This window comes from Flavobacterium sp., from assembly GCF_965657075.1.
Taxonomy (GTDB): domain Bacteria; phylum Bacteroidota; class Bacteroidia; order Flavobacteriales; family Flavobacteriaceae; genus Flavobacterium.
Map to the genome: position 1 here is coordinate 21748 of NZ_CBFHMV010000016.1, position 13800 is coordinate 35547.

General features: G+C 33.1%; 13 protein-coding genes. 8 read left to right on the forward strand and 5 right to left on the reverse strand.

Annotated elements, in window-relative coordinates; translation table 11 throughout:
* Positions 1–24 precede the first annotated feature (24 nt).
* Positions 25–948, forward strand: coding sequence for an AraC family transcriptional regulator (locus tag ACTF56_RS09570; protein ID WP_438966682.1), 924 nt, complete (start codon positions 25–27; stop codon positions 946–948).
* Here the strand turns inward: ACTF56_RS09570 and ACTF56_RS09575 are convergent.
* Both ACTF56_RS09575 and ACTF56_RS09580 read right to left on the reverse strand, forming a co-directional pair.
* Complete coding sequence (locus ACTF56_RS09575; protein ID WP_438966683.1) at positions 945–1319, reverse strand: DUF779 domain-containing protein; 375 nt, start codon at positions 1317–1319, stop codon at positions 945–947. The two genes, ACTF56_RS09570 and ACTF56_RS09575, sit on opposite strands and share 4 nt — an antisense overlap.
* Positions 1320–1387: 68 nt before the next feature.
* A complete protein-coding gene (locus ACTF56_RS09580; protein ID WP_438966684.1) occupies positions 1388–2893 on the reverse strand; it encodes an aldehyde dehydrogenase family protein in 1506 nt (501 codons plus the stop codon).
* Positions 2894–3109: 216 nt separating this feature from the next.
* On the opposite strand from ACTF56_RS09580, the gene ACTF56_RS09585 reads away from it, so the two are divergent.
* Both ACTF56_RS09585 and ACTF56_RS09590 read left to right on the forward strand, forming a co-directional pair.
* Positions 3110–4753: an acyl-CoA carboxylase subunit beta gene (locus ACTF56_RS09585; protein ID WP_438966685.1), complete on the forward strand. Its 1644-nt coding sequence runs from the start codon at positions 3110–3112 to the stop codon at positions 4751–4753.
* Between the two features lie 96 nt (positions 4754–4849).
* Positions 4850–5137, forward strand: a complete 288-nt coding sequence (locus ACTF56_RS09590) for a hypothetical protein (RefSeq protein ID WP_438966686.1) — start codon at positions 4850–4852, stop codon at positions 5135–5137.
* A 121-nt stretch (positions 5138–5258) separates the two neighbouring features.
* Here the strand turns inward: ACTF56_RS09590 and ACTF56_RS09595 are convergent, their stop codons facing one another.
* Entirely contained in the window at positions 5259–5690 is a 432-nt protein-coding gene (locus tag ACTF56_RS09595) for a winged helix-turn-helix transcriptional regulator (RefSeq protein ID WP_438966687.1), read from the reverse strand.
* A gap of 79 nt (positions 5691–5769) precedes the next feature.
* Between ACTF56_RS09595 and ACTF56_RS09600 the strand changes: the two genes are divergently transcribed.
* The 3 genes from ACTF56_RS09600 to ACTF56_RS09610 are packed head-to-tail and all read left to right on the forward strand — an operon-like array spanning position 5770 to position 8056.
* The gene (locus ACTF56_RS09600) at positions 5770–6540 is read left to right on the forward strand and encodes an SDR family oxidoreductase (protein WP_438966688.1); all 771 of its coding nucleotides are present in this window, start codon (positions 5770–5772) and stop codon (positions 6538–6540) included.
* 21 nt (positions 6541–6561) lie between these two features.
* Positions 6562–7050 (forward strand): hypothetical protein, encoded by a 489-nt coding sequence (locus ACTF56_RS09605; RefSeq protein WP_438966689.1) that lies wholly within the window; start codon positions 6562–6564, stop codon positions 7048–7050.
* Position 7051: 1 nt separating this feature from the next.
* Entirely contained in the window at positions 7052–8056 is a 1005-nt protein-coding gene (locus ACTF56_RS09610; protein WP_438966690.1) for an alpha/beta fold hydrolase, read from the forward strand.
* Between the two features lie 291 nt (positions 8057–8347).
* On the opposite strand, the gene ACTF56_RS09615 is transcribed toward ACTF56_RS09610, so the two are convergent.
* Positions 8348–9118: a prohibitin family protein gene (locus tag ACTF56_RS09615; RefSeq protein WP_438966691.1), complete on the reverse strand. Its 771-nt coding sequence runs from the start codon at positions 9116–9118 to the stop codon at positions 8348–8350.
* A gap of 139 nt (positions 9119–9257) precedes the next feature.
* On the opposite strand from ACTF56_RS09615, the gene ACTF56_RS09620 reads away from it, so the two are divergent.
* Positions 9258–10919: a pseudouridine synthase gene (locus ACTF56_RS09620; protein ID WP_438966692.1), complete on the forward strand. Its 1662-nt coding sequence runs from the start codon at positions 9258–9260 to the stop codon at positions 10917–10919.
* A 127-nt stretch (positions 10920–11046) separates the two neighbouring features.
* A complete protein-coding gene (locus tag ACTF56_RS09625; protein ID WP_438966693.1) occupies positions 11047–12663 on the forward strand; it encodes a M1 family metallopeptidase in 1617 nt (538 codons plus the stop codon).
* A gap of 446 nt (positions 12664–13109) precedes the next feature.
* Here ACTF56_RS09625 and ACTF56_RS09630 read toward each other — a convergent pair whose 3' ends face one another.
* Complete coding sequence (locus ACTF56_RS09630) at positions 13110–13526, reverse strand: endonuclease domain-containing protein (RefSeq protein ID WP_438966694.1); 417 nt, start codon at positions 13524–13526, stop codon at positions 13110–13112.
* Between the last annotated feature and the right edge of the window lie 274 nt (positions 13527–13800).

Genomic DNA, 13800 nt, shown 5'->3' on the forward strand with positions numbered 1-13800 from the left:
TATTTAGCTAAGAATAAATTATTTATGGGAAGTCTTAAAAAATTATTGCATAAACCATCACTAACTAACGAAAAATCACTGAAAACTTTAGTGGAAAACAGAACTGTTTATTCCCTGAATAATTGCGAATTGAATTTATTTGAAACCTATGAAACTTCTCAAAAAGTTCCTTTAAAATTCAACGATTTAGTGGTTACAAGTATGCTTCGTGGCAAAAAAATAATGCATTTATTTGATGATCCTGAATTTGAATACTTACCTGGAGAAACGGTTTTAATTCCTTCCAACGTGGAAATGAAAATCGATTTTCCGGAAGCTACAAAAAACAATCCTACACAATGTTTGGCTTTAGCCATTGACCAAATGAAAATTCAAGAAACCTTGAGTTTTTTAAATGAAAGATATCCCAAAGAGGGAAAAGGTAATTTTTGGAAATTAGACCATGAAAATTATTTCTTTTACAATAATTTAGAACTCAGCACCACCATCAATAAATTGATAAAAGAATGCATGAGTACTTCCATTACAAAAGATGCTTTAGCGGATTTAACTTTACAAGAATTGTTGGTAAGAATCATACAATCGCAAAACATTAGAGCGGTGGAAACAAATAATTTAATCGATAGCAACAACCCAATTGTTCCTGTAATGGAATTCATTAGATGTAATATCAGAGAGAATTTTAATTTGAAAGATTTGAGTGATAAAGCATGTATGAGTACGACTTCATTCTACCGTTTTTTCAAAAGAGAGCTAGGCATGAGTCCTATCGAATTCATCCTGAATGAAAAAATAAAATACGCAAAATCCTTACTAAAAAACCCAAATTTACAAATCAATGAAGTTTGTTATGAATCAGGATTTGATGATTGCAATTATTTCATTCGGTTATTCAAAAAACATGAAGGCATTACACCCAAGCAATACCAACTTTTATACATCAACTAATCTTCTGTGAAAATTAGAGGTTCTAAATTTTCAGTTTCATGTGTTGCAAATAATCTGGAATGAATTATAAATCGTTTTCCGTAAGGAATTTCTAAAGAAAAGCTCGCCCCTCTTCCATCGACAACATCCAATGTTAAATGGGTGTGTTTCCAATATTCAAATTGATCTTTGCTCATCCAAAACTTACAATCTTCAATTACACCCAAACAAACATCGCTTTGTCCGACTTTAAAATCACCTATTTCAAAACACATGGGTTGAGAACCATCGCAACAACCACCACTTTGATGAAAAAGTAAGTCGCCATTTCGTTCTTTCAATTGGGCTATTAACTCGTTGGCTTTTGCTGTACTTTCTATTCGTTTAAACATATTTTTACAAAATTAAAAAACCTAACAGCTTTAAAACTGATAGGTCTTATTATTATATTAATTAGCTACTAAAAGAAACCTAACCTATTTTTGTCATAAGAAATAAGCATGTTTTTAGTATTTCTATAGTGCTCTAACATCATTTTATGGTTTTCTCTACCAAAACCTGATTTTTTATAGCCTCCAAAAGGTGCATGTGCAGGATAAGCATGATAATTATTGACCCATACTCTACCGGCTTCAATGGCTCTTGGCACTTGATATAATTCGTGCGCATCTCTTGTCCAAACTCCTGCACCTAATCCATATAAAGTATCATTTGCAATTTCGATAGCTTCTTCCACTGTTTTGAAAGTGGTTACACAAACTACTGGACCAAAAATCTCTTCTTGGAAAATTCTCATCTTGTTATTCCCTTTAAAAACCGTTGGTTGAATGTAATAACCTGTACTTAATTCTCCATCCAAATGATTGGCTTCTCCTCCTACTAAAACTTCTGCACCTTCTTCTTTACCAATTTTCAAATACGATTGAATTTTTTCATATTGATCGTTGGAAGCTTGAGCACCCATCATGACTGTAGCATCTAACGGATGACCAATTTTTATAGCTTTTACTCGTTCAATTACTCTCGACATAAAGACATCATAAATATCCTCTTGTACTAAAATTCTAGACGGACAAGTACAAACTTCACCTTGATTTAAGGCAAACATTACTGCTCCTTCCACAGCTTTATCAAAGAAGGCATCATCTGCAGCAGCTACTGAACTAAAGAAAATGTTGGGAGACTTTCCACCTAATTCCATAGTGGAAGGAATAATATTTTCAGAAGCATATTGTAAAATCAAACGACCTGTTGTAGTTTCTCCTGTAAATGAAACTTTCTTAATTCTAGGGGAAGAAGCTAAAGGTTTTCCTGCTTCAATTCCAAATCCATTGACAATATTAATAACACCAGCTGGTAATACATCTTTAATCAAATCCATGAAAACTAAAATCGATGTTGGCGTTTGTTCTGCAGCTTTTACAACGGTACAGTTCCCTGCCGCAATGGCTGGAGCAATTTTCCAAGTTGCCATTAATAAAGGAAAATTCCATGGAATAATTTGCCCAACAACTCCCAAAGGTTCATGCAAACAAATACTTACAGTATGTTCATCATGTTCAGATATGGTTCCTTCTTCTGCACGAATTACACCTGCAAAATACCTAAAATGGTCAATACATAAAGGTAAATCGGCTGCCATGGTTTCTCGCAATGCTTTTCCGTTATCTATGGTTTCTACAGTAGCTAAATATTCTAAATTTGCTTCCATAATATCAGCAATTTGATTGAGTACTTTACTTCTGTACGCTGGTGAAGATTTTCCCCAAGTTTTAAATGCTTCTTCTGCTGCATCAATAGCCAATTCAATGTCTTCTTTTGTAGAACGTGCTACTTTTGTAAACGCTTTCCCATCTATAGGCGATATGTTTTCAAAATAGTCTCCTTTAACTGGTGGAACAAATTTTCCTCCAATAAAATTATCATACTTCTCTTGAAACTTTGGTCTTTCTGTTATTTTACTCATAATTGTATTTTTTTATTATTTTCAAAGCTAGGAGTAACATTTCATAAAAAATAGCACAAATCATTCATTAGATAGCACAATATTGCCATTATAATATTTTTTATCTATTTTTATTAAATAATAATCAATTTTATTACTTCAAAATTTGATTTTTAATAATTATTAGAATTCAATCTATTTGATTAATTTAGCAATTCTAAAAAAAATGACTATCTAATGGACTTAAATTTCAATAAAAACGAAGATCATAATAAGCTTTTAGTTTCCGACATGAAACAAAGATTGGCTCAAGTAAAATTGGGTGGAGGACAAAAACGTATCGAAAAGCTTCATGCTGAAGGAAAAATGACAGCAAGAGAACGCATCGATTATTTATTAGACGAAAAATCAAAAAGTATTGAAATCGGAGCTTTTGTTGGAGACGGAATGTATGCGGAACATGGAGGTTGTCCTTCTGGTGGTGTTGTAGTTAAAATCGGTTATATTTCAGGAAAACAGTGTATTGTTGTTGCTAATGATGCTACTGTGAAAGCTGGCGCCTGGTTTCCAATTACTGGAAAAAAGAACCTTCGTGCTCAAGAAATTGCCATGGAAAATAGATTACCAATCATCTATTTAGTTGATTCAGCAGGAGTTTATTTACCCATGCAAGACGAAATTTTTCCAGATAAAGAACATTTCGGGAGAATTTTTAGAAACAATGCCATCATGAGCAGTATGGGAATTACTCAAATTGCTGCCGTTATGGGAAGTTGTGTGGCTGGTGGAGCCTATTTACCAATCATGAGTGATGAAGCTCTAATCGTAGATAAAACAGGAAGTATTTTCTTGGCAGGAAGCTATCTAGTAAAAGCTGCTATTGGCGAATCCATTGATAACGAAACTCTTGGTGGTGCAACTACACACTGTGAAATTTCTGGTGTAACAGATTTCAAAGCTAAAGATGATGCAGCTGCGTTGGACAGAATAAAAAGCATAGTTGGAAAAATAGGCGATTATGATAAAGCAGGTTTCAATCGTGAAAAACCGCAAAAACCAGCACTTGAGCCTAAAGATATTTATGGAATTCTTCCAAAAGCTCGTAACGAACAATACGATATGATGGAAATCATTAAAAGATTAATTGATAATTCAGAATTTGAGGAATACAAAGAAGGATATGGACAAACTATAATTACCGGGTATGCTCGTATTGATGGTTGGGCAGTTGGAATTGTAGCCAATCAAAGAAAAATTGTAAAAACTACAGCCGCAAAAACCAAACCAAGTGAAATGCAATTTGGCGGTGTAATCTATTCGGATTCAGCGGATAAAGCGACTCGATTTATTGCCAATTGCAATCAGAAGAAAATCCCGTTAGTATTTTTACAAGATGTGACTGGTTTTATGGTTGGAAGTAAATCGGAACATGGTGGAATCATTAAAGATGGTGCTAAAATGGTGAATGCCGTTGCTAATTCAGTGGTGCCAAAATTTACAGTGGTGATAGGAAATAGTTACGGTGCAGGAAATTATGCCATGTGTGGAAAAGCTTATGATCCTCGATTAATTTTTGCTTGGCCAAGTGCTGAATTAGCCGTAATGGGTGGAGCTCAAGCTGCAAAAGTTTTAATGCAAATTGAAGCTTCTACTTTAAAAAAACAAGGAAAAGTTGTGGATGAAAAAGTGGAGCAAGAATTATTCGATAAAATCAAAGCGCGTTATGACGAACAAGTTTCTCCTTATTATGCTGCGTCACGTTTATGGACAGATGCAATCATTGATCCTTTAGACACAAGAACATGGATTTCTATGGGAATTGAAGCCGCAAACCACGCTCCTATTGAGAAAAAGTTTAATTTGGGTGTGATACAAGTTTAACAATGAAATCGCTATTAACAACAAGTTTGCATAAGCAAATACCAATAAATAAAGAGGCGATAACATATATGACCGCTAAAAATAAATTTTACATATATGAAAAAATATTTTGTAGTACTATTTATAATATTAATTTCTTGTAATTCTGATGATTTACCTGATGATAATCCAATTGACAATCCTTCTTTTAATGTTGAATTGCTTTTAAACAGATGGAAATTTGATCAAATAAATATCAACGGAATTCAATATGTATATCAACATCAACCCAATTGCCAAAAAGATGAATTTACTTTTGCCAACCAAGAAGGACAAATTAGGCAATACAATGAATTGATTTTTGTAAATGATATTTGCAGTACTAATTCTTTAAATATGGAGTGAAGAATTAAAAATGATATTATTTCTTGCTATTTTGGTATTCAAAAAGTAGTTGATTTCAAAGTAATTTATGTATCTAACAATTCATTAGTATACAGTTGATTGTAATTTGAAAAAAACATAATCAACCTAAAGTCTCTCGAACGATTTGACGATAATTATTTTGAATACCTTCCGTAAATTTTGATTTGTCTCGATTAAATCCTGCCTCAGCTATTGAAAACATTTCTGCGTTTTGAACTCTCAAGTTTTTATCACTCCACAAAATGATTTCGGTCATTATCGGACCTAACTCTATGCCTTTCTCTGTCAACAAATAGATGTTTTCTTTTTGATTATCTGGTAGTTTATGTTTTGTTATTAACTCATTTTCTTCCAACCACTTCAACCTTGAAGATAATATACCTGGAGCAATTCCCTCTGGTGAGGAAGAAAAATCCTTAAAATTTTTTTTGCCTTGAAGCAACATATCCCTTATAATCAACAAAGACCATTTATCTCCTACTATATCTAAAGTTGAAGCAACTGGACAGCCTGATCTAAAATTATTTTCCATTTTTTTACTATTATTTTGGTAGTAAAAATTATTTACCTTACTTTTGCTACTGAATTAATAGCAAAGATAGGAAATATAAATGAAACAATCAAAACAAATCGTACTTATAACTGGCGGTGGTTCAGGTATTGGACTTGCATTAGCTCAAAAATTCTTAGCAAATAACAATACCGTAATCATAACGGGTAGAAATCTTGTCAAACTCGAAAAAGTAAAACAAGAAAATCCCAAAATACATTTCTATCAAAGTGATGTAACGGATGATGCCGAAGTAAGGATGCTCGCAGACGATATCCAAGAAAAATTTGACGGCTTAGATATTCTTATCAACAACGCAGGAATAATGAATTTAGTAGATGCAGGAAACGAAAGCAACGACTTGCATAAACAAATGCAAGAAATTGAAATCAATTACAATTCTCCCATTAGACTATTGCACTACTTCCTTCCACAACTTAAAAATAGTGAGAACGCAGCCCTTGTCAATGTTTCTTCGGGTTTGGCTTATGTTACGTTTTCGCAAGCACCTGTTTATTCAGGAACAAAATCGGCTTTACATTTTTGGACACAAGCCATTCGCCCTCAACTGAAACCTCACGGAATTAAAGTTATTGAACTGCTTCCTCCTGTGGTTGATACGCCCTTGGCACACGGAGCTGATATTGCCGAAGATGACAATTTAAAACCAATGCCTCCCAATAAATTAGCTGATATTTTTTGGAAAGATTTTATAAATGGAAAAGAAGAGATTACACCGGGTATTTCCAAACAATTGAAATTGATGAGTAGGCTTGCTCCTAAATTCATCTTTAAGCAATTGAACAAAAAACCAATCCCAAACCGAAAATAATCACAGATAAAAAATAACAAAATGGACAATTTTACAATTATCAACTTACAAGCCTTAACAGGCACAATCGCAATCGTTTTAGGTTTCAAGTATTGGATTCAGCCTCGAATTTCAAAACTATCCTTACACGAAGCACTTTTGCCTTTTGTTTTCTTAAACACCTTTAGGTATTTGGGCTTGACATTTATGGCTAAAGAGCAGTTTTATGACGGCTTTCCTTCGGACTTTTTAACAACAGTTGGTCTGCTTGACTTTACTACAGCTATTTTAGCCATCATTGCTGCCATTGCATTAAAAAACAAATGGAGTTTTGCCATTCTGTTAGTATGGATATTCAATATTGTAGGATTTGGAGATTTGATTACTGCTTTTCCTCAATTTTTTAGCTTAGAACTCTATAATCATAACCTTGGCATTATTTGGTTGACGTTTGTAACCTATGGTTTAGCTGCGTTCTTAAGTCATATCTACATATTTATCAGACTATTCAAAAATTTAAAAAAGAAATAATATGAACACAAATAATAAAATACTTCTATTCCTTGCACTGAGTTTTTTCGCTTTTCAAAATATAAAAGCACAAAGTGTTTATGAAGGAAAGAAAACAAAAGTAGAAAAGGATATTTCGGCAGAATTTCCATTCGAATCTAAATTCATAGAATTAGGAACAGACACAGTACATTATGTAGAGTCTGGCGAAGGTGACCCAATAATATTATTGCACGGTTTACCCGCAAATGCTTATCTATGGCGAAACATTATCCCAAACATTGACGATAATAAAAAGGTAATAGCCTTGGACTTTTTAGGTTTTGGAAAATCCAGTTTTCCAAAAGACAGAAACGTTTCAGTAGAAGTACAGTACAAAATGCTGACTGATTTTATAGAAGCTAAGCAACTTAAAAATGTCACACTTTTTATTCAAGATATTGGCTCAATTGTAGGGATGCTCTATGCAATTAGAGAACCTCAGAACGTAAAGGGGATGGCTCTCTTTGAAGCTCCTTTTATGCCAGCTGATGTAATGTACGACCAATTACCGTTTAGTTTCAAAGCGTTTATGAAACTCACTAGAACCAAAAAAGGGAATGAAAAATGGATGGTTAAAAAGAATTTTGCTGGCAAAAAATTGGCGGTTAATTTCTTTACGGGTAGAAAATTACCAAAAGAAGCGTATCCGTATTATACGCAACCTTGGGATGAGAAAGAAAGACGCTATGCCATAACCAATGGACCAGACCCTGCCGTTTTATCCTACACCAAAGGAAAGGGAGAAAGTGACTTTGCTACTCTATTGGACACTATATCAAATGGAATGAAAGAAACACGAATCCCAATCTTATATTTCTACGCCAGAAAAGGATTGATAAACAGAAAAAAAGCAGTTGAATACGCAAAAGAAAACTTCAAAAATGCAACCTATGTTTATTTAGGAAAAGGAAAACACTTTTTAACGGAAAGTCACCCAAAACAAATGAGCCAAAAGTTCAATGAATGGTTTGAAACGTTGAAATAGAAGAAAAAAACTATAGCCTACAATGTATAAAAGCAAAAGCGGTTCAGTTGCAAACTTGAACCGTTTTCGCATTTATTAAGTATCTTGCTGTTCGAAAAGACAGTGCTTTAAATCTGCTACTGCTCTTAAACTAGACCGTTATTCCTTAGATATTGATAACGATAATGTAAATGATAATATCATTATATTTGCCATTCCTTATGAATAAAGCTATAAGAATACTATTGCGTTAAAAAACTAAAACCACAATTACAACTAATTGTGGTTTTTTATTGGATAAAATTGTAAAAACTATTCTTCCCCTGAAATTAAAAAAGGAGCTTTTCCATCCGTAATGATTACTTTACTGTTTGGAGATTTAGACAATTCCATAAAAGCCTCAATACTTCTCAATTTTATAATTTCTTTAGTTAAACCTTGTGAAAGAATATTTTGAGCATCTCGAGTTCCTTTGGCCTCAATTATAATGCGTTCTGCTTCTAATTTTTCCTGTTGAAGTACAAACTCCATTCGCATGGCATCTTGTTCTGCTTGTAATTTTCTCTCAATTGATTTCGATAAGCCTTCTGGTAATTGAATACTTTTCATTAAGACAGATTCAATTTTAATTCCTTGAGCACCTAAAATGTTATCCATTTGTATTTTAATATCCTCTTCAATTGTAGCTCTCATTCCTGAATGCATATCTTTTGCAAAAAAACGAGAACAAACATCTGCGGAAGCGGAACGAAAAACATTTGAAATAATGCCTTCATAAGATAAACCCAAATTTTTAATGATATCGGGAACTTTACTTTTCTCTAATCGATACAAAATTGAAATTTGAGAATTGATGCTCAATCCTTCTTTACTTGGAAGATTAATAAACAATTCCAAATCATTCGTCTGAATTGAAGCCTTTACTACCTTAGACGTAAGTGGATTATAAAAAACAGCTCCTTGAGTATGAACTTTTTCTGATAAAGTTCCCATTTTCTGTTTGATACCAACTTCTCCCGGTCGAACCACAGCACAACTTACTAAAAGTGTACTAATTCCTGTAAATAAAAGTAATTTTTTCATGATAATAGTTTTTATTTCAAATTTAAAAGTAATACTATCAACTTAATGCTAATTAAATCCTAAATTTATATTAGAGAATTCTTAAATTTTTGTAGATGTTAATAGAAATGAAAATATTAGATTTTTATACCTTTACACAATGAAATCAATTTCAAAGTTTATGCTTTTCAAAGAAGATGTTTCTTCTATAGAAATCCCTGAAAAGTTTACATTTCCCTTTTATTATGAACCTCACAAATTGAGCATAATTGCTGCCAAAGAATTGCAGAATTATCTTGATAACCAAACCGATTTCTTACATAATTTTGGTTTGGATGCCACACAAAAAGGTTTAAGTATTGGTAAGATGTTTGGGGTTTTAATTTGCCAAAACCAACAAGGTGCAATCGGACAATTGTGGGCTTTTTCTGGAAAATTGGCGGAATCCAATCATCATGAAAAGTTTGTTCCTACAGTTTTTGATATGTTAGATGCTCAAGGATTTTATAAATTAGGAGAAGACGAATTAAACGCAATTACCAAAGAAATTATTTCTTTAGAAAACGATGCCGAATATAAAAATGCGCTTCAAAATTTAGAAGAAACCCAAGCAAAAGCCCAAACCGATATAGACCAACAAAAAAACAGAATTAAAGAACAAAAAGGAATTCGTGACCAAGTTCGCAACGACAACCTCACTACTTTAGATGAAAATCAAAGAACCGCATTGAGTGAAGCCAGTAAAAAAGAAAGTATTTTATTAAAAAAAATGACAAAATATTGGAACTATCAAATTGAAAAGGCTCAAAATGAATTCAACCAAGTACAATCTAAAATTAATGCTTTAAAAAGTTTAAGAAAACAAAAATCAGCTGCCTTACAACTTGAATTATTTACCAAATATTCTTTTCTAAATCAAGAAGGTAGTCGGAAAAATTTAAAGCAATTGTTCAACGAAAATCCACCGGCTGGTGCTGGAGAATGTGCTGCTCCAAAACTACTTCACTATGCTTTTGCCAACGGTTTAAAACCTATTGCTATGGCTGAGTTTTGGTGGGGAACTTCACCCAATTCGGAAATCAGAAAACACAAACAGTTTTACCCAGCTTGTAAAAGTAAATGCGAACCTATTTTAATGCAACACATGTTGGTAGGTTTAGATATGGAACAAAATCCTTTTGAAATCAATACTGCTGAAGGAAAAGACATTTCAATTGTCTATGATGATGCGCATTTGTTGGTCATCAATAAACCTACTGAATTTTTATCTGTACCTGGTAAACAAATCAAAGATTCAGTTTATCAGAGGGTTAAAGATGGGTTTCCAAATGCAACCGGACCTTTGATAGTACATCGTTTAGACATGTCAACTTCTGGAATCATGGTTTTGGCAAAAAATGAAGCCATATATAAAGACTTGCAAAGTCAATTCATCAAAAGAACCATAAAGAAACGATATGTAGCACTTTTAGATGGAATTATTGAAGAAAACGAAGGATTTATCGATTTTCCTTTGCGTGTTGATTTAGAGGATAGACCAAGACAATTGGTTTGCTATGAACACGGAAAAACAGCTCAAACACATTGGCAAAAAATTGAAGTCAAAGACAACAAAACTAAAGTTTATTTTTATCCCATTACAGGCAGAACACATCAATTGCGCGTACATGCTTCTCACCAATTGGGTTTAAAAACACCCATTGTTGGAGATGATTTGTATGGAAAAAAAGCCAACCGATTGCATCTTCACGCAGAACAATTGACTTTTACACATCCCATTTCAAAAGAAGATATGACTTTTACAGTGGAAGCTGAATTTTGAGTTGTTACACAGAGTTACTCAAAGGTTTCACTAAGTTTCACTAAGTTTTTTAAATAATTGCTTTGCGACTTTGCGACTTTGCGAGAAATTCAATTTATTCCTTATATTTGATTTTTAAATTTCTATCATGAAAAAGATAATCATTCTTACTACATTATTTAGTATTTTTCTATCAAATGCACAAAACTTTACACGTAGAGATTCCCTACAAGGCGGCATGCGTTTTGAACGTTCTTGCTTTGATGTTCAACGTTATAATCTCGACATAAAAGTACTACCTAGAACAAAAAAAATAATAGGAAGCAATGAAATTATGTTTTTGGTAGCTGCAACGACTTCTAAAATTCAAATGGACTTGTTTGAAAATATGCAAGTGGATTCTATCGTTTGGAACCAACAAAAACTGACTTACAAAAGAGATAATGATGCGGTTTTTATCGAATTTCCTTTACCTTTAGAGAAAGATTCGGAACAAAGCATCCAATTTTATTACCAAGGAAAACCCAAAATAGCTAAAAATGCTCCATGGGATGGTGGTTTTGTATTTAAAACAGACAGTAACGGAAAAGATTTTATAGGGGTTGCAGTACAAGGAACAGGGGCTAGTTTATGGTATCCTGTAAAAGATTCTCAAACCGATGAACCCGATAAAGGTGCTTCAATTAAAGTTGCAGTTCCGAATGGTTTAATGAATGTTTCTAACGGAAGATTTAAAGGTTCAGTTGCCTTGGAAAACGGTTTTACCCGATGGGATTGGGAAGTGACAAATCCCATAAACACCTACTCCATTACGGTGAATATTGCTGATTATGTGCATATTCATGATGCTATTGGCGATTTGGATTTGGATTACTATGTGCTTCGTGAAAATGAAGAAAAAGCAAAAATTCATTTTGAAGCCGATGTAAAGCCCATGATGCAATGTTTTCAGAGCAAGTTTGGGAAATATCCTTTTTATGAAGACGGCTATAAATTGGTAGAAACTCCTTATTTAGGTATGGAACATCAAAGCGCTGTGGCTTATGGAAATAAGTACAAAAAAGGCTATATGGGTGCGGATTTATCTGGTACAGGTATTGGACTTTCGTTTGATTTTATTACCATTCACGAAACTGGTCATGAGTGGTTTGGAAACAGCATCACCAGTAAAGACATTGCCGATATGTGGATTCATGAAGGCTTTACAACCTATTCAGAATCTGTATTTTTGGAATGTACCAAAGGGTATGAAGAAGCACAAAAATACATTAACGGACAAGCTAAAAATGTAGCCTATGATCGACCAGTAATTGGTTTTTATGGGGTAAACAAAGAAGGTTCTAGTGATATGTATTACAAAGGTGCTTTGTTGATCAATACATTACGACACATTACTAATAACGACGCTAAGTGGTGGCAAATGCTACTTAAGTTTTCAGAAACTTACAAAAAACAAATCATAGATACAGAAACTGTTATTGCGTTTTTTAATAAAGAGATAGGCTACAATTTGACACCTGTTTTTAAACAATATTTAAACCATAAAAACATCCCGAAACTAATCATCAAAAAACATTTAAATGGTTTTAAATACAAATGGGAAACAGACGAAAAGGATTTTGTAATGCCTGTTGAAATCACCATTAACGGTAAAATGGAACGTTTAATACCAACCAACGAATTTCAAAAATCAGGCATACGATTTACTAGTTTTGCAGAAGAAGTTCAAGTAGCTACTGATAAGTTTTTTATTAAAGTGAATTAGATTTTTTTATAATTGAAGAATCATATAATTCGATAAAACGGATTTGCAATTCATGCTAACTTCAGTATATAACAAATCTAACAATAGTTTTTATTTTAAAAAACGATGTTTTTCATCAGGTTTATGTTTTTTAACACCCCGCCCTACGGGCACCCCTCTTGCAAAGAGGGGAATTTAATTGTGTATCCTATGCTTTGATAAATTTATAGTTGAAATAGTATTGACTATTTCCTATTAATTCTAAACGTGTAAAATGCAGCTTCCTTCCCATCTTCCCAAGAGGGGTGCCCGAAGGGCGGGGTGTTCTTCTCAAAACAAAACATAATTAAATATCAAAAAAATAAATTCAATACTATTTATTTACTTTACATCAAATTACCGTCATAATATCCCCTCTTCCCAAGAGGGGTGCCCGCAGGGTGGGGTGTTAACTATTATTTTAATTACTACCCATATTTCTCGCAAATATAATTTTCTAAACGAAGCATTTCCTTTTCAATATTAAATTTTATGCTTGTATCTGATATCCTATAAACATCAAGACCTAAATCTTTTAAAAACAACTCCCTTGCTTCATCATATTCTTCTTTATCATTATGACTACTTCCATCTATTTCTATGACTAATCCTAAACTTTTGATATAAAAATCAACGATATAATTTCCAATAATTCGTTGCCTGTCAAAATCCAATTTCCAAAAAGAGCCTTTGTGAACTTGTTTCCAAAAAATAATTTCAGACAAAACACCTGCTTTTCTTAACGAACGAGCTCGACCAAGTAGTAGCTTATTTTTGGGTAGTACTACTATTTTTTTTCTAAAAATTGGTTTTTGGTTGATGTAGGTTACGATTTCTGGATTCATGTTTATCTTTTTTTAACACCCCGCCCTACGGGCACCCCTCTTGCAAAGAGGGGAATTTAATTTTGTATTTAGATAGTACGGACTTGCTATTCGTGCCTAACTTTAATATTTAACAAATCTAACAACAGTTTTTATTATAAAAAATAATGTTTTTAATCAGTTTTGTGTTTTTTAACACCCCGCCCTTCGGGCACCCCTCTTGCAAAGAGGGGAATTTAATTGTGTATCCTATGCTTTGATAAATTTATAGTTGAAATAGTATTGACTATTTCCT